At 74.2% G+C, this 20877-nt stretch carries 16 protein-coding genes and 4 pseudogenes; 16 read left to right on the top strand and 4 right to left on the bottom strand.

Annotation, left to right across the window (positions count from 1 at the left end; translation table 11 throughout):
- Window positions 1-8: 8 nt before the first annotated feature.
- The gene (locus ABEB13_RS17595; RefSeq protein ID WP_345709710.1) at window positions 9-557 is read right to left on the bottom strand and encodes a hypothetical protein; all 549 of its coding nucleotides are present in this window, start codon (window positions 555-557) and stop codon (window positions 9-11) included.
- 198 nt (window positions 558-755) lie between these two features.
- Between ABEB13_RS17595 and ABEB13_RS17590 the strand changes: the two genes are divergently transcribed.
- From ABEB13_RS17590 to ABEB13_RS17565, 6 genes and pseudogenes are all read left to right on the top strand, one after another.
- Window positions 756-1205 (top strand): MarR family winged helix-turn-helix transcriptional regulator, encoded by a 450-nt coding sequence (locus ABEB13_RS17590; protein ID WP_345706275.1) that lies wholly within the window; start codon window positions 756-758, stop codon window positions 1203-1205.
- A 72-nt stretch (window positions 1206-1277) separates the two neighbouring features.
- Window positions 1278-1931: a tRNA (adenosine(37)-N6)-threonylcarbamoyltransferase complex dimerization subunit type 1 TsaB gene (gene tsaB, locus ABEB13_RS17585; protein WP_345706274.1), complete on the top strand. Its 654-nt coding sequence runs from the start codon at window positions 1278-1280 to the stop codon at window positions 1929-1931.
- Window positions 1928-2362 (top strand): annotated as a pseudogene (rimI, locus tag ABEB13_RS17580) (ribosomal protein S18-alanine N-acetyltransferase); the annotation flags it as partial. The gene tsaB and the pseudogene rimI, both read left to right, overlap by 4 nt.
- 51 nt (window positions 2363-2413) lie before the next feature.
- Window positions 2414-3493, top strand: a complete 1080-nt coding sequence (tsaD, locus tag ABEB13_RS17575) for a tRNA (adenosine(37)-N6)-threonylcarbamoyltransferase complex transferase subunit TsaD (RefSeq protein WP_100889804.1) — start codon at window positions 2414-2416, stop codon at window positions 3491-3493.
- A complete protein-coding gene (locus ABEB13_RS17570) occupies window positions 3490-3747 on the top strand; it encodes a hypothetical protein (protein WP_345706273.1) in 258 nt (85 codons plus the stop codon). Before tsaD ends, ABEB13_RS17570 begins: the two co-directional genes overlap by 4 nt.
- 58 nt (window positions 3748-3805) lie before the next feature.
- Window positions 3806-4669, top strand: coding sequence for a polysaccharide deacetylase family protein (locus ABEB13_RS17565; RefSeq protein ID WP_345706272.1), 864 nt, complete (start codon window positions 3806-3808; stop codon window positions 4667-4669).
- Here the strand turns inward: ABEB13_RS17565 and ABEB13_RS17560 are convergent.
- Together ABEB13_RS17560 and ABEB13_RS17555 are read right to left on the bottom strand one after the other, a co-directional pair.
- On the bottom strand, window positions 4645-5820 hold the full coding sequence (locus ABEB13_RS17560; RefSeq protein ID WP_345709709.1) for a class I SAM-dependent methyltransferase: 1176 nt from the start codon (window positions 5818-5820) through the stop codon (window positions 4645-4647). The genes ABEB13_RS17565 and ABEB13_RS17560 overlap by 25 nt on opposite strands.
- Window positions 5821-5901: 81 nt before the next feature.
- Window positions 5902-6207, bottom strand: a pseudogene (locus ABEB13_RS17555) (DUF6234 family protein); the annotation flags it as partial.
- Window positions 6208-6512: 305 nt separating this feature from the next.
- On the opposite strand from ABEB13_RS17555, the gene groES reads away from it, so the two are divergent.
- The 3 genes and pseudogenes from groES (at window position 6513) to ABEB13_RS17540 (ending at window position 9691) form a co-directional block, all read left to right on the top strand.
- Window positions 6513-6818: a co-chaperone GroES gene (gene groES / locus ABEB13_RS17550; protein ID WP_095874482.1), complete on the top strand. Its 306-nt coding sequence runs from the start codon at window positions 6513-6515 to the stop codon at window positions 6816-6818.
- A gap of 94 nt (window positions 6819-6912) precedes the next feature.
- Window positions 6913-8546: pseudogene (groL, locus tag ABEB13_RS17545) on the top strand (chaperonin GroEL).
- A gap of 143 nt (window positions 8547-8689) precedes the next feature.
- Window positions 8690-9691 carry a LysR family transcriptional regulator gene (locus tag ABEB13_RS17540; protein ID WP_345706271.1) on the top strand — a complete coding sequence of 334 codons (1002 nt, stop codon included), beginning with the start codon at window positions 8690-8692 and terminating at the stop codon, window positions 9689-9691.
- 80 nt (window positions 9692-9771) lie between these two features.
- On the opposite strand, the gene ABEB13_RS17535 is transcribed toward ABEB13_RS17540, so the two are convergent.
- Complete coding sequence (locus tag ABEB13_RS17535) at window positions 9772-10101, bottom strand: WhiB family transcriptional regulator (protein WP_100889810.1); 330 nt, start codon at window positions 10099-10101, stop codon at window positions 9772-9774.
- Window positions 10102-10686: 585 nt separating this feature from the next.
- On the opposite strand from ABEB13_RS17535, the gene ABEB13_RS17530 reads away from it, so the two are divergent.
- From ABEB13_RS17530 to ABEB13_RS17500, 7 genes and pseudogenes are all read left to right on the top strand, one after another.
- Entirely contained in the window at window positions 10687-11298 is a 612-nt protein-coding gene (locus tag ABEB13_RS17530) for a response regulator transcription factor (RefSeq protein ID WP_014136228.1), read from the top strand.
- A 247-nt stretch (window positions 11299-11545) separates the two neighbouring features.
- Window positions 11546-12237, top strand: a pseudogene (gene shbA / locus ABEB13_RS17525) (RNA polymerase sigma factor ShbA).
- Between the two features lie 280 nt (window positions 12238-12517).
- Complete coding sequence (gene guaB, locus ABEB13_RS17520) at window positions 12518-14020, top strand: IMP dehydrogenase (protein WP_345706270.1); 1503 nt, start codon at window positions 12518-12520, stop codon at window positions 14018-14020.
- 181 nt (window positions 14021-14201) lie between these two features.
- Entirely contained in the window at window positions 14202-15329 is a 1128-nt protein-coding gene (locus ABEB13_RS17515) for a GuaB3 family IMP dehydrogenase-related protein (RefSeq protein WP_345706269.1), read from the top strand.
- A gap of 368 nt (window positions 15330-15697) precedes the next feature.
- Entirely contained in the window at window positions 15698-17620 is a 1923-nt protein-coding gene (locus ABEB13_RS17510; protein ID WP_345706268.1) for a serine/threonine-protein kinase, read from the top strand.
- Window positions 17621-17883: 263 nt separating this feature from the next.
- Window positions 17884-18912, top strand: coding sequence for a protein kinase family protein (locus ABEB13_RS17505; protein ID WP_345706267.1), 1029 nt, complete (start codon window positions 17884-17886; stop codon window positions 18910-18912).
- Between the two features lie 147 nt (window positions 18913-19059).
- Window positions 19060-20805: a serine/threonine-protein kinase gene (locus ABEB13_RS17500; protein WP_345706266.1), complete on the top strand. Its 1746-nt coding sequence runs from the start codon at window positions 19060-19062 to the stop codon at window positions 20803-20805.
- The last annotated feature ends 72 nt before the right edge of the window (window positions 20806-20877 follow it).

The raw sequence follows: 20877 nt of genomic DNA, 5'->3' as shown, positions 1-20877 counted from the left end.
CGCCCTCGTCAGCCGGTCACCACGACCCGGGTGCCGGTCGGGGCGAAGTCCCACATCAGCTGTCCGTCGGCGCGTGCCGTCCGGATGCCGCCGGTGTGCACCTTGGTGTCGGCCGGCGGCGTCGCGCCGTCCAGCGCCGCACTGAAGCCGAACACCACGCCACTCTGCTGGGTGAACCGCACCACGTGCTCGATCTGCCGCCCGTCGGTGCCCTTCCCGGTGGCCGCGCGGCTGTAGACGCTGTACGAGCCCGGCGTGGGCTCCACCGAACCCGGAGTGACCGCGAAGGACGCCTGGATCTGCTGGTCCTTGTTGGGGTCGACCAGCCACACCCGGCGGGCGCCGATCGAGTAGACCACCCGGTAGCCGGTGCCGGACGAGGCCGGCAGGGCGGGCGCGGTGGGCGCGGGGCCGGTGCTGGGCGAGGGGGCCGTGCTGCCCGAGGCCGCAGGCCGCGCCGCGGTGTCCGACCGGGCGCCCTCGGCCTGCACGGCCAGCAGTGTCACCACCGCCATGGCCGCGGCCGTCAGGCCGACGACCACGGCGCCAGGGCCCATCCTCACCACGTACGCTCCCGCCGCTCGCCCCCGCGTGTGTGTGGGCTCCATCGTGCCAGGTCCCGGTCGCCGAACCGGCGCGATCCGATGGTGTGTTCCCCTGGTGGGGACGGAACGGCCCGACGGGCCGTCAGGAATACCGGGCCATATGATAAGTCCGGACTGAACAGTTCGGGCTGATGGCCCTATCCTGGGGGCATGGACGAGACCATCGACGGCATCTCCGAGTCGGCGGCCCGCGCGGCGAGCGACCTGCGGGTCGTGTTCGGCCGGCTGCGCCGCCGGCTCCGGGAGATCCGCGACAGCAACGAACTGACGCCGTCCCAGGCCTCCGTCCTCAGCCGGCTCAGCAAGGAGGGCCCCGCCTCCGCCAGCGCCCTCGCCGCCGCCGAACGCGTCCGCCCGCAGTCCGTCGCCGCCACCCTCGCCGCCCTGGAGGAACGCGGGCTGGTGCAGCGCCGGCCCGACCCCGAGGACGGCCGCCGACAGCTCGTCAGCCTCACCGGCGCCGCCCGCGAGCTCGTCGAGGGCGACCGGCAGGCCCGCGAGGAATGGCTCGCCCGGGCCCTGCAGGACCGCTGCACCGACGAGGAGCGCCGCACCGTCATCGCCGCGATGGCCCTGCTGGAGCGGCTCACCGGGCCCTGAACGCCCCGCCCGTGCCCGCGCGGCCCCCGGGCCCGTCCACCGCCGCGCCCCCGTCGGTCTAACCTTGGACGCGTGCTGCTGCTCGCGTTCGACACCGCCACCCCCGCCGTCACCGCCGCCGTCCACGACGGCGCCACCGTCATCGCCGAGTCCTACCAGGTCGACGCCAGACGGCACGGCGAACTCCTGCTGCCCACCATCGGCGAGGTCCTGGCCGCCGCGGGCGTCGACAAGCGCGAGATCACCGCGATCGCCGTCGGTGTCGGCCCCGGCCCCTACACCGGCCTGCGGGTGGGCCTGGTCACCGCCGCTGCCCTCGGCCACGCGCTCGGCCTGCCCGTGCACGGCGTCTGCACCCTCGACGCGATCGCCCACCAGGCCCGCCGCGACGGCCTCACCGGGCCGTTCACCGTCGCCACCGACGCCCGCCGCAAGGAGGTCTACTGGGCCTCCTACGACGCCGACGGCGCCCGCACCGCGGGCCCGTCCGTCGACCGCCCGGCCGAGCTGGCCGCCCCCGAGCGGTCCGTCGGCGCCGGCGCGCTGCTGTACCCCGACACCTTCCCCGGCGCCGCCGGACCGGAGCACGTCTCGGCCGGCGCGCTGGCCGACTTCGCCGCCGGCGAGCTCGCGGCCGGCCGCGAACTGCTGCCGAACAGCCCGCTCTACCTGCGCCGCCCGGACGCCCAGGTCCCGGCCGGCTACAAGGCGGTGCTCCCGGCATGACCGCGATCACCCTCCGGCCGATGCGCTGGTGGGACATCGAACCGGTGATGGACCTCGAACTGCGGCTGTTCCCCGAGGACGCCTGGTCGCGCGGCATGTACTGGTCCGAACTGGCCGAGGCCCACCCCGGCGGCACCCGGCACTACACCGTCGCCGCCGCACCCGACGGCACCGTCGTCGGCTACGCCGGCCTCATGACGGTCGGCGTCGAGGGCGACGTCCAGACCATCGCCGTCGACGACCGGATCCAGGGCCGCGGCCTGGGCGCGGCGCTGCTCACCGACCTGGTCGAGGAGTCCGCCGCCCGCGGCTGCACCGAACTGCTGCTGGAGGTCCGGGTGGACAACCTGCGCGCCCAGCGGCTCTACGAGCGCTTCGGCTTCCGCCCGGTCGGCGTCCGCCGCGGCTACTACCAGCCCGCGAACGTCGACGCGCTCGTCATGCGACTCGACCACCCCCGCACGATGCGAAGGACCCGAAGAATGGCTGACGAACCGCTCGTCCTCGGTATCGAGACCTCCTGCGACGAGACCGGCGTCGGCATCGTCCACGGCACCACACTGCTCGCCGACGCCGTCGCCTCCAGCGTCAACGACCACGCCCGGTACGGCGGCGTCGTCCCCGAGATCGCCAGCCGGGCCCACCTGGAGGCGATGGTCCCCACCATCCGGCGGGCTCTCGACACCGCCGGCGTCAAGGCCTCCGACCTCGACGGCATCGCCGTCACCGCCGGCCCCGGCCTGGCCGGGGCCCTGCTGGTCGGCGTCTCCGCCGCCAAGGCCTACGCCTGGGCGCTCGACAAGCCGCTGTACGGGGTCAACCACCTCGCCTCGCACATCTGCGTCGACCAGCTGGAGCACGGCCGGCTCCCCGAGCCGACCATGGCGCTGCTGGTCTCCGGCGGCCACTCCTCGCTGCTGATGTCCACCGACATCACCAGCGACGTCCGCCCGCTCGGCGCCACCATCGACGACGCCGCCGGCGAGGCCTTCGACAAGGTCGCCCGGGTGCTCGGCCTCGGCTTCCCCGGCGGCCCGGTGGTCGACCGGATGGCCCGCGACGGCGACGGCAGGGCCATCGCCTTCCCGCGCGGCCTCAGCACGGCGAGCGACCCCGCCTACGACTTCTCGTTCTCCGGCCTGAAGACCGCCGTCGCCCGCTGGGTCGAGGCCAGGCGCCGGGCCGGCGAGGAGGTGCCGGTCGCCGACGTCGCCGCCTCCTTCCAGGAGGCCGTCACCGACGTCCTCACCCGCAAGGCCGTCCGCGCCTGCAAGGACAACGGCGTCGACCACCTGATGATCGGCGGCGGCGTCGCCGCTAACTCCCGGCTGCGCGAGATGGCCCAGCAGCGCTGCGACAAGGCCGGCATCGTGCTCCGCGTGCCGCGCCCCGGCCTGTGCACCGACAACGGCGCCATGGTCGCCGCGCTCGGCTCCGAGATGGTCCGCCGGGGCCGCACCCCGTCCGCCTTCGACCTGTCCGCGGACTCCTCGCTGCCGGTCACCGAGACCCACGTGCCGCACACCGACCTGCACGCGGCCGCGCACGAGTCGCTGCGGTGACCTCGGCCCTGATGTGGGAGGCCCGGGCCGCCGCCGGACGGGCCGCCGACCTGGAGCGCTGGGCCCGCGACACCGCGCTGCCCGCGCTGCGCACCGCCGGCCCCGAACGCGCCGAACTGCTCACCGCGGACGGCGACCGGGTGCTGCTGATCACCTGGTGGGCGGGGGCTCCGGCGGCCGTCCCCGACCCGCCCGGCGACCTGCTGGCCCGCCCGGTGCACCGCTGGTCCTTCACCAGCCGCCACGTCGAGTAGCGTGCCTTCCTGAGAGTTCGCTGAACACGGGGTGGGGGCATGCTGTGCTGAAGAGGTCATGGTGGGCTGCGACGGGAGTGCTGGCGCTCCTCACGGTCGTCAGCGGCTGCGGCGGCGGGGCGCCGGCCAGGCCCAGGACGCAGGCGCCCCCGCGCAGGACACCGCCGCCCCGGGCGGCACGGCGAGCACCGGGGCCTCCCCGGCGGCCCCGGGCGCCTCCGACGCGGCCTGGGCCAAGTGGGGCCTCAAGCCGCTGCCCGCGGCCCCGCCCGCCCCCGCCGACAAGCCGATCAAGCTCACCCGCACCGGTCAGGTGCCGGTCTTCAGCGCGGTGCCGACCAGCGACCGGGTCGTCTTCGTCACCCTCGACGACGGCGCCGAGAAGGACCCGAAGTTCGTCGCCATGATGAACGACCTCAGGGTGCCGTTCTCGATGTTCCTGACCCGCGACATCATCAGCGGCGACTACGGCTACTTCAAGCCGCTGCAGGCCCTCGGCAACCACATCCAGAACCACACCGTCGACCACCCGGTGATGAGCAAGGCCTCCCCGGAGAAGCAGAAGAGCGAGGTCTGCGACGACCAGACCGCGCTCACCCGGGAGTACGGCACGCCGCCGCTGCTGTTCCGCCCGCCGTACGGAGACGGCGCCCACACCGCAGCGCTGAACACCGCGGTGCAGGCCTGCGGCCCGCGCGCGGTGGTGCTCTGGCGCGAGACCATGCAGATCCACGACATGCAGTACCAGACCGCCGACAAGAAGCTCCGCCCCGGCGACATCATCCTCGCCCACTTCCGCGGCCCGAAGGACCTCAAGGGCGAGACCATGACCGCGATGTTCGGCGAACTGCTCAGCCGGATCCAGGAGCAGGGCTTCGCGGTCGCCCGGCTGGAGGACTACGTCGCCGCGCCGACCGGCTGACCCAGCATCATCAGCGGGCCGTGGTCCGTCCGGCTGAGGATCACCGTCACCTCGTGGGGGCCGCTCGGCCGCAACTGCCGGCGCAGCTCCTCCGGGGTGACGGCCATCCCCCGCTTCTTGATCACCACGGTGCCGGCGCCGCGCTCCCGCAGCAGCGCCTTCAGCCGCTTCACGTTGTACGGCAGCGCCTCGCCGATCTCGTAGGCGTGCGCGTACGGGGTGGCCACCAGCTCGTCCGAGGTCACGTAGGCGATCATCGGGTCGATCAGCCGCCCGCGGACCTGCCCGGCGACGTCGGAGACCAGGCCGGCCCGGATCACCGCGCCGTCCGGCTCGTAGAGGTACCGCCCCACCGGCCCGGCCGTCGCCGGGGTGCCCGTGCCGGTCAGCGTGTGGTCGCCGGGCAGCAGCGTCGCCCGGTACGGGTCGGCCGCGCCGGTGCCGAACCACAGCACGGCCTCCTTCACCTCGCCGCGGTCGGAGACCCACTCGGCCTCCGCTCCGTCCGGTACCAGGGCGTGCGGGATGCCCGGCGCCACCTTGAGCGCCCCGTACGGGGTGCGGCGGGCCGCCTCGATCGCCCAGGAGAGCGGCGGGGAGTACGCCTCGGGGTCGAACACCCGGCCCCGGGCGGTACGCCGCGCCGGGTCGGTGAACACCGCGTCGAAGCCGGCCGGATCGACGTCGGCGACGTCCGCGCAGCGCACCTCGATCCGGTCGGCCAGGCCCAGCGCCGCCGCGTTGGCCCCGGCCACCGCGCAGGTCAGCTCGGAGCGGTCGACGGCGAGCACCGACACGCCCGCCCGCGCCAGCGCGATCGCGTCGCCGCCGATGCCGCAGCACAGGTCGGCGAGCCGCCGCACGCCCAGCGCGGCGAAACGCCCGGCCCGCCACTCGGCGACGCTGCGCCGGGTGGCCTGCTCGACGCCGTCCGGCGTGAAGTACATGGCCTCCGCGTCGGCGCCGAACTTGGCGGCGGCCCGCTGCCGCAGCCGGGCCTGCTCGAACGCGGCCCGGACCAGCTCGGCCGGGTGGCTGCGCCGCAGCCTGGTCGCCAGCGCCAGCTCGTCCGCCTCGCGGAATCCGCGCAGCTCGGCCAGGAGCGCCTGGCCCTCGTCGGTCAGCAGGGCCCGGAACGATTCGATCTCCACCCCGCCATTGTCCCGGTCGGCCGGATCAGCCGCCGACGCAGTTGTTGCTGCCGCTGAAGCACGGCTGGTAACCCGAGGGCAGGGGTGCGGCCGCAGCCGCTCGCGGTCGCGCACGTCGGAGGCATGCGCGGCGAGCGCGCCGACCGCCAGGGCGGCCACCAGCAGTCCGTGCACGGTGGCGGTGATCCACAGTCGGCGGCGGCCCGCGAGGACCGCCACCAGGAGAGCGGCCAGGGCGAACCCGCCCAGCACCCGGTAGGGCGTCCAGTCGACGGGGGCGGCGGCCTGTTCGGCCGCGCTCCGCGGCGGCTCGGCCCAGGTGTGCAGGCCCAGGACGAGCAGGGTCCACCAGCCGGCCAGGGCCTGGAGGGCGATGAGGGCGAGCATCAGGAGGAGGTCGGCGACGGGCTGCGGACGGCGGCGCGGCACGGCGGTCTCGGTCACGGGTGGGAGTCTGCCCGGCCCCGCGGCGGCCGCACCTGAGTACGGGTACTCGGTTTCTCCGCGATTCTGCGGGCCGCGCCGTTGGCACTCTGGTTGACTGAGTGCTAACAGCGGCCTATGGTCGTTCCTGGCACTCCCCCGGGCGAGTGCCAACGCGACGGAGTTCGCCTGACCCCCGCGACGGCAGGCGTGCAGACATCGCCCATCCCTGTTAGACAACCCCGTAATCTCCGAAGGGGAGCTCGGACGTGACCACCAGCACCAAGGTTGCCATCAAGCCGCTCGAGGACCGCATCGTGGTCCAGCCGCTCGACGCCGAGACCACCACGGCCTCCGGCCTGGTTATCCCGGACACCGCCAAGGAGAAGCCCCAGGAGGGCGTCGTCCTGGCCGTCGGCCCGGGCCGCTTCGAGGATGGCCAGCGCCTGCCGCTCGACGTCGCCGTCGGCGACATCGTCCTCTACTCCAAGTACGGCGGCACCGAGGTCAAGTACCAGGGCGAGGAGTACCTCGTCCTCTCGGCTCGCGACGTTCTCGCCATCATCGAGAAGTAAGCCGTCACAGCACGCCCCGGAACCGCGTCAGCACTGACCCGGGCCGGGGCGTGCCTGTTGGTCCATCCGCACAACCCCCTGAGGAAACGGGAACATGGCGAAGATCCTGCAGTTCGACGAGGACGCCCGCCGCTCGCTGGAGCGCGGTGTCAACAAGCTGGCCGACACCGTCAAGGTGACCATCGGCCCCAAGGGCCGCAACGTCGTCATCGACAAGAAGTTCGGCGCCCCCACCATCACCAACGACGGTGTGACGATCGCCCGCGAGGTCGAGCTCGACGACCCGTACGAGAACCTCGGCGCGCAGCTCGTCAAGGAGGTGGCCACCAAGACCAACGACGTCGCGGGTGACGGCACCACCACCGCGACCGTGCTCGCCCAGGCCCTGGTCAACGAGGGCCTGCGCAACGTCGCCGCGGGCGCCGGCCCGGCCGCCCTGAAGAAGGGCATCGACAAGGCCGTCGCCGCCGTCTCCGAGCACCTCCTCTCGATCGCCCGCGAGATCGAGGGCAAGGACGACGTCGCCGCCGTCGCGTCCCTCTCCGCGCAGGACACCCAGGTCGGCGAGCTCATCGCCGAGGCGATCGACAAGGTCGGCAAGGACGGTGTCATCACCGTCGAGGAGTCCAACACCTTCGGCGTCGAGCTCGAGTTCACCGAGGGCATGCAGTTCGACAAGGGCTACCTGTCGCCGTACTTCGTGACCGACGCGGAGCGTCAGGAGGCGGTCCTCGAGGACCCGTACATCCTGATCAACCAGGGCAAGATCTCCTCCATCCAGGAGCTCCTCCCGCTGCTGGAGAAGATCCTGCAGGGCGGCGCCTCGCGTCCGCTGCTGATCATCGCCGAGGACGTCGACGGCGAGGCGCTGTCCACCCTCGTGGTGAACAAGATCCGCGGCACCTTCAACGCGGTGGCCGTCAAGGCCCCGGCTTCGGCGACCGCCGCAAGGCGATCCTCGGTGACATCGCCGTCCTCACCGGCGCGACCGTCATCTCCGAGGAGGTCGGCCTCAAGCTCGACCAGGCCGGTCTGGACGTGCTCGGCAGCGCCCGCCGCATCACCGTCACCAAGGACGAGACCATCCTCGTCGACGGTGCCGGTGACTCGGAGGCCGTGGCCGGCCGCGTCGGCCAGATCAAGGCCGAGATCGGTGCCACCGACTCCGACTGGGACCGCGAGAAGCTGCAGGAGCGCCTGGCCAAGCTGGCCGGCGGCGTCTGCGTCATCAAGGTCGGCGCCGCCACCGAGGTGGAGCTCAAGGAGCGCAAGCACCGTCTGGAGGACGCCATCTCCGCGACCCGCGCCGCGGTCGAGGAGGGCATCGTCGCCGGCGGTGGCGCCTCGCTCGTCCACGCCGCCAAGGTCCTCGACGGCGGCCTCGGCCTGTCCGGCGACGAGGCCACCGGTGTCGCGGTCGTCCGCAAGGCGCTCGCCGAGCCGCTGCGCTGGATCGCCCAGAACGCCGGTCTCGAGGGCTACGTCATCACCCACAAGGTCGCCGAGCTGGACGCCGGCTTCGGCTACAACGCGGCCACCGGCGAGTACGGCGACCTGCTGAAGGCCGGCGTCATCGACCCGGTCAAGGTCACCCGCTCCGCCCTGGAGAACGCCGCCTCCATCGCCTCCCTGCTCCTCACCACCGAGACCCTCGTGGTGGAGAAGAAGGAGGAGGAGGCCGACGGCGGCCACGGCCACTCGCACGGCGGCCACGGCCACTCCCACTGACGCAGGTCCGTCCTCCGGAGGCCCGGCCCCCGCCCGCGCGGCGGGGGCCGGGCCTCCGGCGTGTCCGCGGCCCGTCCGCGCCGCGTGCGGCGTGCGGCGCCGGACGCGCCCGCCGACCCAAGGCGGGCTTATACCCTGGGCGCATGATCGAGGCCCGTCACCTGCGCGTCCTGCGCGCCGTCGCCCGGACCGGCTCCTTCTCGGCCGCCGCCCGGGAACTCGGATGCACCCAGCCGGCCGTCAGCCAGCAGATGAAGGCGCTGGAGAAGTCGGTGGCCACCCCGCTGGTCGTCCGCTCCGCCCGGGGGATGCAGCTCAGCGAGGCCGGTGAGGTGCTGCTGAAGCACGCGGCCGGCATCCTGGCCGGGCTGTCCGCCGCCGAGGAGGAGGTGGCGGCGATCGCCGGGCTGCGCGCCGGGCGGGTCCGGCTGGTCTCCTTCCCGACCGCGAGCTCGACGATGGTGCCGCGCGCCGTCGCCCGGCTGCGCAGCGTGCAGCCGGGCGTGCGGGTCTCGCTGGTGGAGGCCGAGCCGCCGGAGGCGCTCGGGATGCTCCGCTCCGGCGAGTGCGAGGTGGCGCTGGCCTTCCGCTACCCCGAGTCGCAGGGCGGCGCCGCCGCGGTGCCCTCCCCGCACGCCTCGGCCCGGCAGGCGCGGGCCGAGGCGGTGCTGGAGGCGGCGGCCTCGGCCGCCGCCACCGACTGGTCCGACCTGGTGGTGCGGCCGCTGCTGGACGATCCGCTGGTGGTGCTGGTGCCGCAGGAGCACCCGCTGGCCGGTCGCGGCGACGCGCCGGTGGACCTCGCGGAGCTGGCGCGGGAGCAGTGGATCGCCGGCTGCCCGCAGTGCCGGGGTCATCTGGTCGAGCTGTGCCGCGCGGCGGGCTTCGAGCCGGCGATCGACTTCGCCACCGACGACTACCCGGCGGTGGTGGGGCTGGTGGCGGCCGGGCTCGGGGTGGCGGTGCTGCCGGCGCTGGCGCTGGAGACGGTCAGACGCGCGGGGGTGGCGGCGATGCCGCTGCGGACGGCGTCCGGCGAGCCGGCGGTGCGGCGGGTGGTGGCGCTGACGCTGCCCGACCTGGCGGGCGTGCCGGCCGTGGCCCTGATGCTCGACCGGCTCGGCGGGGCGGCCACCGCCCGCTGAGCGGTCCGCCGCCGACGACGGTGAAACGTTTCCTCGCCGGTGCTCCGGTGACGTGCGTCCCGTCGGACCCTGACGGGCGCTCAGCGCCGGATGCCGGCCGGCATCGCCAGCGGCACCTCGACCAGCTGACGGTGGCGGGCACGGCCCAGCAGCTCCTCGCGCTCGTCCTCGGTCAGGCCGCCCCACACGCCGTACGGCTCGCGGACGGCCAGCGCGTGTGCCGCGCACTGGGCCCGGACGGGGCACCGCATGCAGACCTCCTTGGCGCTCGCCTCGCGCGAGCTGCGCGCGGCCCCTCGCTCGCCCTCGGGGTGGAAGAAGAGCGAGCTGTCCACGCCGCGGCAGGCGGCGGAGAGCTGCCAGTCCCAGAGGTCTGCGTTGGGGCCGGGGAGGCGGGAGAAATCTGCCATGGCTCTTCCTCTCAAGGGCTCAGGACTCGGGGCTGGGACTCGGGGCTAAGGACTCGACGGCTGAGGACTCGGGGCCTGCGGCTGCGGCGAGGCTGCACGGGGCCGGTACGGACACCTGGAAATATGACTTACGCCACCCACCAGGACAAGTCACCCACACACGGACACAACAGTCAATGACCGTATAGAAGCTATAAAAACGGACAAATGGGGCATGACCTCCGGCAGGCTCCGCGTGGCAATCGGGTGGCACGGAGTCCGCTCCGGGGGCGCGAGGCCCCGGATCCGGGCGCACGCGCCGCACGGACCGCGCACGAGCTGCACAAAACTGCGGCGTGTGCACCGCGAGGTGGCTGATGCGTGATGGGTCGGCCACGTACAGTGGTGGAGATGGCCCCGAAGGCCGTAACTCATTCGAGTGACGGTCGTTGGATGTACGGAGGCGGTTAGCGGGCGCTGGACGTCGGGAACGATCGCGGTGGCATCGGCGATCAGAACGGGGTCCGTCGCCAATCGGCCGTGTCGGAGAGAGTTCGTACCAGCCAGGAGGCTCAACGTGACGCGGATCAGCTGCGGAGGACGGTCATGACATCCGTACTCGTCTGCGACGATTCCCCGCTCGCCCGGGAGGCGCTTCGCCGAGCGGTCGCGACCGTGCCCGGCGTCGACCGGGTGACCACTGCGACGAACGGTGAGGAGGTCCTCCGCCGCTGGGTGGCCGACCGCTCCGATCTCGTTCTGATGGACGTCCGGATGCCCGGCCTCGGCGGGGTGGAGACGGTCCGGCGGCTGCTGTCCGCCGACCCGGGCGCCCGCATCATCATGCTCACCGTCGCCGAGGACCTCGACGGCGTGGCCCTCGCGGTCGCCGCCGGCGCCCGCGGCTACCTGCACAAGGACGCCTCGCGCGCCGAGCTGCGGGCCACCGTCACCCAGGCGCTCGCCGACCCGACCTGGCGCCTCGCGCCGCGCCGGCTGCGCAGCCCCGACATGGGGGCCGCGCCCACGCTCACCGCCCGCGAGATCCAGGTGCTGGAGGGCATGAGCCACGGGCGCAGCAACGCGGAGATCGGCCGCGAGCTGTTCCTCTCCGAGGACACCGTGAAGACGCACGCCAGGCGCCTGTTCAAGAAGCTCGGCGCATCCGACCGTGCGCACGCCGTGGCGCTCGGCTTCCGCTGGGGTCTGGTGCGCTGAGAGGGTGCCGTCCGACGGTTCCCTCGCCCGGACGTGTGACGCCGCGCTCCCGAGGCTGCACCATGGAGGAGTGGAGCACCTCGGGAACCAGCGGACAGGTACTGCGGAGACGAGTGCGACCGCAGCAGGCACGGCAGGCACACGGGCGGGAGGCGGTGCGGTGCGAACGGCGGCCACGCATAACGTTCCGGTGCACAACTCCGGACGCGGTGCCGCGTTCCCGGAGGCGACCAGGCACGATGGACCGATGCGTGACGACGAGCCCGCCGCCCCCGGTGTGGAGCGGCCCGACGAGGCGGAGCCCGACGGCCCGGGTGCGGCGTCGTACGCCGAATCCGCCGCGGCGCGCCGTCCCGTCCTCGGGAACGGCCCGTCACCGCAGCTGAACGAGGTGGTGGCGGCCGCCGTCGCGGGCGAGGGCCCGGCCGTCGACGCCCTGCTCGCCTACGTCCACCCGCTCGCCGTCCGGTACTGCCGGGGCCGTCTCGTGCGGCTGCCCGGCGGCGCCCGGCACCATGTGGACGACGTCGTCCAGGAGGTCTGCGTCGCGGTGCTCTGCGCCCTGCCGCGCTACCGCGACGAGGGGCGGCCGTTCGAGGCGTTCGTCTACGGCATCGCCGCCCACAAGATCGCCGACCTGCAGCGGGCCGCGATGCGGGGCCCCGGCTCCACCGTGATCCCCCCGGCGACCTCCCGGAGACCCCGGACGAGTCGCTCGGCCCCGAGGAGCGCGCGCTGCTCAGCAGCGACGCCGCCTGGATCAAGGAACTGCTCTCCAACCTGCCGGCCCGCCAGCGCGAACTCGTGCTGCTCCGGGTCGCCGCCGGGCTGTCCGCCGAGGAGACCGGCGAGGTGCTCGGGATGTCCCCCGGGGCCGTCCGGGTCGCCCAGCACCGGGCCCTGAGCCGGCTGCGCGCGCTCGCGGAAGAGTCCTCCTGATTCCGGTGTTGTCGATGGGGCGCCATCCGACACGCCGGGCACCAGTACCATGGGGTATCGGCACCTGGGCGGGTTGCCAGAGTTTCGTGGGTGCGGGCGGTGATCCTTCGGAGGATCCTCCAGGCATTGCGGCGTCTTGGCGGTCGGCCCGAGCCGGTGCGCGCGGGTGTGACGACGGCCGTACCTCGGTCCGCAGCCCCACCCTCCCGAGACCAACGTGTCCGGACACCCTCAGCCGGACGCGACCAGATCAACGGCCGCCACGGAAGGTCCCCTTCACATGTCTTACAACGCCGCAGGCGTACCCGAGAAGTTCGCCATGCTCGGGCTCACGTACGACGACGTCCTGCTGCTGCCCGGGGCCTCCGAGGTGCTCCCCAACCAGGTCGACACCTCCTCGCGGGTCTCCCGCAACGTCCGGGTGAACATCCCCCTGCTCTCCGCGGCGATGGACAAGGTCACCGAGTCGCGGATGGCGATCGCCATGGCCCGCCAGGGCGGCGTGGGCGTCCTGCACCGCAACCTGTCCGTCGAGGACCAGGTCAACCAGGTCGACCTGGTCAAGCGCTCCGAGTCCGGCATGGTCACCGACCCGATCACGGTCGGCCCCGAGGCCACCCTCGCCGAGGCCGACGCGCTCTGCGCGCGATTCCGGATCAGCGGTGTGCCCGTCGCCGACCCGGACGGCCGACTGCTCGGCATCGTCACCAACCGCGACATGGCCTTCGAGTCGGACCGCGGCCGCCAGGTCCGCGAGATCATGACCCCGATGCCGCTGATCACCGGCAAGGTCGGCATCTCCGGCGAGGACGCGATGGCGCTGCTGCGCCGTCACAAGATCGAGAAGCTGCCGCTGGTCGACGACGCGGGCCGGCTCAAGGGCCTGATCACCGTCAAGGACTTCGTCAAGGCCGAGCAGTACCCGAACGCCGCCAAGGACCGCGAGGGCCGGCTGCTGGTCGGTGCCGCGGTCGGCGCCTCCGCGGAGGCCTTCGACCGCGCCCAGGCGCTGGTCGGCGCGGGCGTGGACTTCCTGGTCGTCGACACCTCGCACGGCCACAGCCACAACGCGCTCGCCTGGATCGCCAAGATCAAGGCCGCCGTCGGCGTCGACGTGGTCGGCGGCAACGTGGCCACCCGTGACGGCGCCCAGGCGCTGATCGACGCCGGTGTCGACGGCGTCAAGGTCGGCGTCGGCCCCGGCTCCATCTGCACCACCCGCGTCGTCGCCGGCATCGGCGTCCCGCAGGTCACCGCGATCTACGAGGCCGCGCTCGCCTGTCAGGCGGCCGGCGTCCCGGTCATCGGCGACGGCGGCCTGCAGTACTCCGGCGACATCGGCAAGGCGCTCGCCGCCGGTGCCGACACCGTGATGCTCGGCTCCCTGCTGGCCGGCTGCGAGGAGTCGCCCGGCGAGCTGCTGTTCATCAACGGCAAGCAGTTCAAGTCCTACCGCGGCATGGGCTCGCTCGGCGCGATGCAGTCCCGCGGGCAGGCGAAGTCCTTCTCCAAGGACCGCTACTTCCAGGGCGAGGTCACCTCGGACGAGAAGCTGATCGCCGAGGGCATCGAGGGCCAGGTGCCCTACCGCGGCCCGCTCTCCGCGGTGCTGTTCCAGCTGATCGGCGGCCTGCGCCAGACCATGGGCTACGTCGGCGCCGCCACCGTCGCCGAGATGGAGAGCAAGGGCCGGTTCGTCCGGATCACCTCGGCGGGCCTCAAGGAGAGCCACCCGCACGACATCCAGATGACCGTCGAGGCCCCGAACTACACCAGCCGCTGACCGCGGCACCCCCGAGGGCCCGCCCCCGCACCCCGCGGCGGCGGGCCCTCGCGCGTCCCGCCCGGCCGGGGCGCGGTGACCGTGTCGCGGACGGGTGCGGCGGGCGGTCCGGCCGTTGCGGGATACTGGTCCCGGCCGGGGTGACCCCGCCGGGAGAAGAAAAGCAGCAGAAGGGCTCGAAGTGACTGAGATCGAGATCGGGCGAGGCAAGCGCGGCCGCCGGGCGTACTCCTTCGACGACATCGCCGTCGTCCCCAGCCGCCGTACGCGTGACCCGAAGGAGGTCTCGATCGCCTGGCAGATCGACGCCTACCGCTTCGAGCTGCCCTTCCTGGCGGCGCCGATGGACAGCGTGGTCTCGCCGCAGCAGGCCATCGCCATCGGCAACCTCGGCGGCCTCGGCGTGCTCAACCTCGAAGGCCTGTGGACCCGCTACGAGGACCCGCAGCCGCTGCTGGAGGAGATCGCCGCCATCTCCGACGAGGCCGCCGCCACCCGCCGCCTCCAGGAGATCTACGCCGAGCCGATCAAGGCCGAACTGATCGGGCAGCGCATCAAGGAGATCCGCGACTCCGGTGTGGTCACCGCCGCCGCGCTCTCCCCGCAGCGCACCGCCGAGTTCTCCAAGGCCGTCGTCGACGCCGGCGTGGACGTCTTCGTGATCCGCGGCACCACGGTCTCCGCCGAGCACGTCTCCGGCGCCGCCGAGCCGCTCAACCTCAAGCAGTTCATCTACGAGCTCGACGTGCCGGTGATCGTCGGCGGCTGCGCCACGTACACCGCCGCGCTGCACCTGATGCGCACCGGCGCGGCCGGCGTGCTGGTCGGCTTCGGCGGCGGTGCCGCGCACACCACCCGCAACGTGCTCGGCATCCAGGTGCCGATGGCCACCGCCGTCGCCGACGTGGCCGCGGCCCGCCGCGACTACATGGACGAGTCGGGCGGCCGCTACGTGCACGTCATCGCCGACGGCGGCGTGGGCTACAGCGGCGACCTCGCCAAGGCCGTCGCCTGCGGCGCGGACGCGGTGATGATCGGGGCCGCGCTGGCGCGCGCCACCGACGCGCCCGGCAAGGGCCACCACTGGGGCATGGAGGCCGTCCACGAGGACGTGCCGCGCGGCAAGAAGGTCGACCTCGGCACGGTCGGCACCACCGAGGAGATCCTCACCGGCCCGTCGCACACCCCCGACGGCACCATGAACCTCTTCGGTGCGCTGCGCCGTGCGATGGCCACCACCGGCTACTCGGAGCTGAAGGAGTTCCAGCGCGTCGAGGTCACCGTCAACCCGACGGCCGACCACCGCTGACGCCTCCCGGAGCCCCCGGGCCGCCGCATCCCGCGGCGACCCGGGGGCTCCGTCGTGGGCGGATCCGGTGCGGCCTGCGGGGAGATCCGGTGAACATCCGTGTGCCGCCGCGGCGGACGACCCCTGTGCGGACCCGCCTTTTCGATCACGAACCGGGCGGCCGGGCGGCCGGAACCCCCGGGGCCGATTGGTCGCGGGCCCGAGTCACAGGGGATGATGGACACTTGGCGTTCACGGGCCCGCTTCGCCTGCTGCGGCCCGACGCGCCGTCAACGCCGCCCGGCCGGGCCCCGCCTGTGGTCGGAGACCGTCCGCGGCCGGCACACCCGGGCCGTCGCGCCTGGCCAGCAACCTTGGGGAGCGCACCGATGACGCAGCCGCAGGAGCCCACCGGCCGTCTGCTGGCCGGACGGTACCGGCTGAGCGAGGTGCTCGGCCGGGGCGGCATGGGCACCGTCTGGCGGGCCGAGGACGAGATGCTCGGCCGGGTCGTCGCCGTCAAGGAACTGCGCATGCACGGCGGCGTGGACGAGGAGGAGAAGCACCGCCTGATCGTCCGCACCCTGCGCGAGGCCAAGGCCACCGCCCGGATCCGGCACACCGCCGCCGTCACCGTCTTCGACGTGGTCGAGGAGGACGACCGGCCCTGGATCGTCATGGAGCTGGTGGAGTCCCGTTCGCTGGCCGACGTGATCGCCGAGGAGGGCCCGCTGGCCCCCGCCCGCGCCGCCGCGATCGCCCTCGACGTCCTCGGCGTGCTGGACGCCGCGCACGCCCAGGGCATCCTGCACCGCGACGTGAAGCCGTCCAACGTGCTGATCGGCGACGACGGCCGGGTGGTGCTCACCGACTTCGGCATCGCCAGCGTCGAGGGCGACACCTCGGTCACCTCCACCGGCATGCTGGTCGGCGCCCCCTCGTACATCTCCCCGGAGCGCGCCCGCGGCCGCAAGCCCGGACCGCCCGCCGACCTCTGGTCGCTCGGCGGCACCCTGTACGCCATGGTCGAGGGCAAGCCGCCCTACGACCGGGGCTCGGCGCTGGCCACCCTGACCGCGGTGATGACCGAGGAACTGCCGCCGCCCGCCAACGCCGGGGCGCTGCGCCCGGTCATCGAGCGGCTGCTGGAGAAGGACCCGGAGCTGCGCCTCGACGCCTCCACCACCCGCTCGATGCTGCGCCGGATCGTCGCTGACGACACCGCCCGGGCCGAGTCCACCACCCAGCAGACCGCGCCCCCGGTCGCGGCCACGGCCGTCCCCGCCGCGAAGCCGGCCCCTGCGTCGGCCCCGCCGGTCCCGTCGGCCGCGGAGAAGCCCGGGCTGCCCGCCGAGGAGCCGGCCGGTCCGGCCGCCGAGCCCACCCGGCCGGCGCCCGCCCGGCGCGGCCGGGTCGGCACCGTCCGGGTCGGCAGCCGGTCGGCCGAACCGATACCCGCACCGGCACCGGCCCCGGTGCCGGCGGCCGCCGCGTCGGTACCCGCGGCCGCGCACACCGCGCCGATGGGTGCGGTGCCGCCGTCCGGGGCGCCGCGCGAGCGCCGCCGCCCGGCGCCGGCCGTGCTCGCCGGGGCAGCCGTCCTGCTGGTCCTCGTCCTCGTCGCGGTCACCGTGGTGCTGCTGAACCACCACGACAAGGGGACGGGCGCAGGCTCCTCCTCCGCCGACGGTGCGGGCGCCGCGCCGGCCGCCTCCGCGGTCTCGAAGGCCGCCCCCTCCGGCCCGCCGTCCGGCGCGGCCTCCGCCGCGGCGTCCGCGACCGGCCCGGGCGGCTCCGCGCAGCCCTCGCCGACCGGCCCGGCGGGCGACCCGCCGGGCGGCACCGCCGCCCCGGTCCCCGGCGCGGCCGTGCCGGACGGCTACCGGACGTACCGCGACGACTCCGGCTTCTCGATCGTGCTGCCGCAGTGGCTCGCCGACAAGGGCCAGGGCTACGACGCCACCAGCCACGTCTTCGAGGGCAACGGCCTGAAGCTCCTCGTCGACTGGAAGGTCGGCGCGAGCCCCAGCGCCATCGCCGACTGGCAGTCCGCCGAGAAGGGCCTCAACGCCCGCAACTACCACCGCATCCAGCTCCAGGCGATCACCTACCGGCAGTGGACGAACGCGGCAGACTGGGAGTGGACGTCCGGCAGCGGCACCACCAACCACTCGCTCAACCGCGGCTTCGTCACCGGCAACGGCAAGTACGGCTACGCGCTCCTGTGGACGTCGGCGGACGCCGACTGGAACTCCGCCGCCAACACCGCGGCCCGCACCACCGGCTTCGACAGCTTCCAGCCGGCCCCGTAGCGCCGCCAGCCCGCCCGTCCGTCCGTCGGCGCAACCGCGCCGCGCCGCGGGCCGTCCTTCACCCCGGGGGCGACCGGACGCCGGCGGACGCGGCCCGGGCCGCGGACGGCCCGGCGGGGCAGCCCGCCAGGTCGGGGCCGGTGCCGGTCGGATCCGTCCCTCCCACGGGGGCGATCCCGGGCCCGCGGCGACGTACGCTGGCCGGGGCGAGAGGAATCCACATGCGAGCGGCCCCGGGTCAGATGGTGGCCGGAAGGTACCGGGTGACGGACCGTCCGGTCGGCGAAGTCCTGCCCGCGCAGGACACCGCCACCGGCGCGCCGGTCCTGCTGCACGCCCTGGACCTGCCGGAACTCCTCGTTCCCGACCAGGTGTACGAGCAGAGCGACGCCCCGCTCGGGATCCGGCTCGCCGGGCAGGTGGCCGCTCTCGCCGCGCAGCTCCCGCGCCACCCCCGGCTGCTCGCCCAGAGCGGAGCGGCCGCCGACGCCGGGCTGCTGTGGGTCGCCGAGGAAGGCGCACCGGGATCCGCGCTCTCCGAACTCGCCGGGGCCGGCCCCGTTCCGCCCTTCCGGGTCGCCGAACTGGGGGCGGACCTGGCCGGAGCGCTGCGCGCCCTCCACGAGGCCGGCCTCGTGCACGGCAACGTCACCGCGGACGCGGTGCTGGTCTGCGAGGACGGCGCCGCCCTGCTCGGCGGCCTGCTCCTCGGCGCCGCCCAGGAGGCGCTCGCCGCCCAGCTCGGCGGCCCCGTCCCGCGCCGGGTGTACGAGGCCCGCGCCGACCTGGTCGGCGCCCGGGCGGAGCGCTGGCCGCCCGACTCCGGGCCCGCGGCGGACTGCTGGTCGCTCGGTGTCCTGCTGTACCGCCTGCTCACCGGTCACAGCCCCTACCCGGAGACGGACCTGCCGACCCTGCTCGGCGCCGTCCGCGACGGCCGACGCTATCCCGCGGACGGCTGCGGCCCGCTGCGCGGCCTGGTCGAGGACCTGCTCGCGCCGGCCGCCGCCCGGCCGACCGCCGAGCAGGCCCAGGCCCGGCTGCGCGCCCTGCTGGCCGGCGCGCCCGAGCCGTACGGTCCGCAGGACGAGCCGCCGCTGCTGCCGGTGCCGCGCCCCGCCGCGCTCGCGCCGGTGCCGCGCTCCCGCCGTTCGCGTGCGGTGGAGCGGGCGGCCGGCGGGCCCGCCCGTCCGCCGCGCGTCCCGCCCGCGCTGCTGGGCCCGCTGCTGGTCGGCGGTGTGCTGCTGACCCTGATCGCCGGGCTGGCGGCCGTGGTCCTGGTCGCGGGCTGAGCGGCCCCCGTTCCGGCGCGGGAGGGGATTCGGGCCCCGGCGGAGCGCCGCCTAACCTGGAGTTGGAAGATGTCCGTGCGGTGAGTCTGCGGTGCACCGATACCTCCGTCACGGTGACGGTGGACTGAGGATGGGGGAGCGGTCGCCATGGGCGTGCAGGACCGGTCGACGGGGGCCAGGGACACCGGCAGGGTGCTCGCGGGTCGGTACGTGCTGGGCGACCGGCTGGGCCGCGGCGGCATGGGCACCGTCTGGCGGGCCCGGGACGAGATGCTCGACCGCGAGGTCGCGGTCAAGGAGCTGACCGTCAGCCACCTCGACGAGGAGGAGCTGGAGATCCTCCAGTCCCGGATGAAGCGCGAGGCCAGAGCCGCCGCACGGATCAAGCACCCGGGTGTCATCACCATCCACGACGTGCTGGAGGACGACGGCCGGCCGTGGATCGTCATGGAGCTGGTCGACGGCCGTTCGCTGGCCGACGTGATCAGCCAGGACGGCACGCTGCTGCCGCGCGAGGCCGCCGAGGTCGGCCTCCAGGTGCTGGCCGCGCTGCACCGCGGCCACCAGCTCGGCGTGCTGCACCGCGACGTGAAGCCGGCCAACGTCCTGCTGGAGAAGGGCACCGGCCGGGTCGTCCTGCTGGACTTCGGCATCGCCACCTTCGAGGGCTCCACCGAGCTCACCCGCCCCGGCGACCTGGTCGGCTCGCCCGACTACCTGGCACCGGAGCGCGCCCAGGGCGACCGTCCGGGCCCGGCCTCCGACCTGTGGGGCCTGGGGGCCACGCTGTACGCGGCCGTCGAGGGCGAGTCGCCGTTCCGCCGCACCTCGCCGCTGACCACACTGGCCGCGGTCGTCGCCGACCCGCTGCCGGAGCCCCGCCGGGCCGGCGCGCTCGGGCCGGTGCTGGCCGCGCTGATGGCGAAGGACCCGGACGAGCGCCCCGGTGCCGACGAGGCGGCCCGGATGCTCCGTGAGGTCACCGCCGGCCACACCCTCGGCATGAAGGCGCCCGGCGGGGTGCACCGCACGCCCACCCAGCGGGTGCCGGTGGTGGACCGCACCGAGCCCGCACCGCAGCCGGTCGAACCGCTGCCCACCGGGCCGACCATGCCGGTCCCTCCGCCGCCCGCGACCCTGGCAGCGCCGCCCGGGCCGGCAGCGCCGGCCGACAGCACCCCCGTCCCGCCCGCTCCCGTCCCGCCCGCTCCCGTCCCGCCCACTCCCCTCCCGCTGCAGCCCGCCCCGCAGCAGCCCACCGGACGCCGCCGGCGGCTCTGGCCGCGGCTGCTGCTCGCGGCCGTGGTGGCCGCGCTGGTGGCCGGCGGCGCCGCGTACGGGCTGACCCACCTCCCGGACGGCTCGTCGGGCGTGCCCACCGATCCGCAGAGCAGCCAGCTGACCGTGCCGACCGCCGACCCGTCGAAGGCCCCCGGCCCGCCGCCCGGCGGCTACGCGTGGACGGAGGACCCGGCCGGGTTCCGCTTCCCGGTGCCGACCGGCGGCAAGCCGTGGACGCGGTCCACCGACAACAACGAGATCTACTACAGCCCGGACGGCAAGGTGCACTACCTGCAGTTCGCGGTGACGGTCGGTCAGCCGCTGACCCCGATGCAGCACTTCCTCCAGATGGAGGAGTCCATCACCAAGAACCGCCAGGCCTACCGGCGCGAGGGCCTGAACGCCATCAAGGTGAACGGCCAGGAGGGCGCGATCTGGGAGTTCAGCTACAACTCCCTGGACGGCTCCGGGCGCAGGCACCTCAAGGAGGCCGAGTTCCGTACCGAGGACGGCACTTCGTACGACGTGCTGGTGGCCTCCCCGGAGAAGGACTGGCAGGAGGCGCTGCGCCGGTTCACGGTCGTCCTGAACAACTTCGCCGTGGAGCACTGAGCGTCACCGCACCGTCACCCCAATTGCTGTTACCGGCGGGTACACAAGCGGGCCGTGAGGGCCTAGGCTGCG

Origin of the sequence: Kitasatospora paranensis (assembly GCF_039544005.1) — a bacterium.
GTDB classification, from domain to species: Bacteria; Actinomycetota; Actinomycetes; order Streptomycetales; family Streptomycetaceae; genus Kitasatospora; species Kitasatospora paranensis.
Note: the sequence above shows the minus strand (reverse complement) of the source record. Positions and strands in the feature narration are given on the sequence as shown.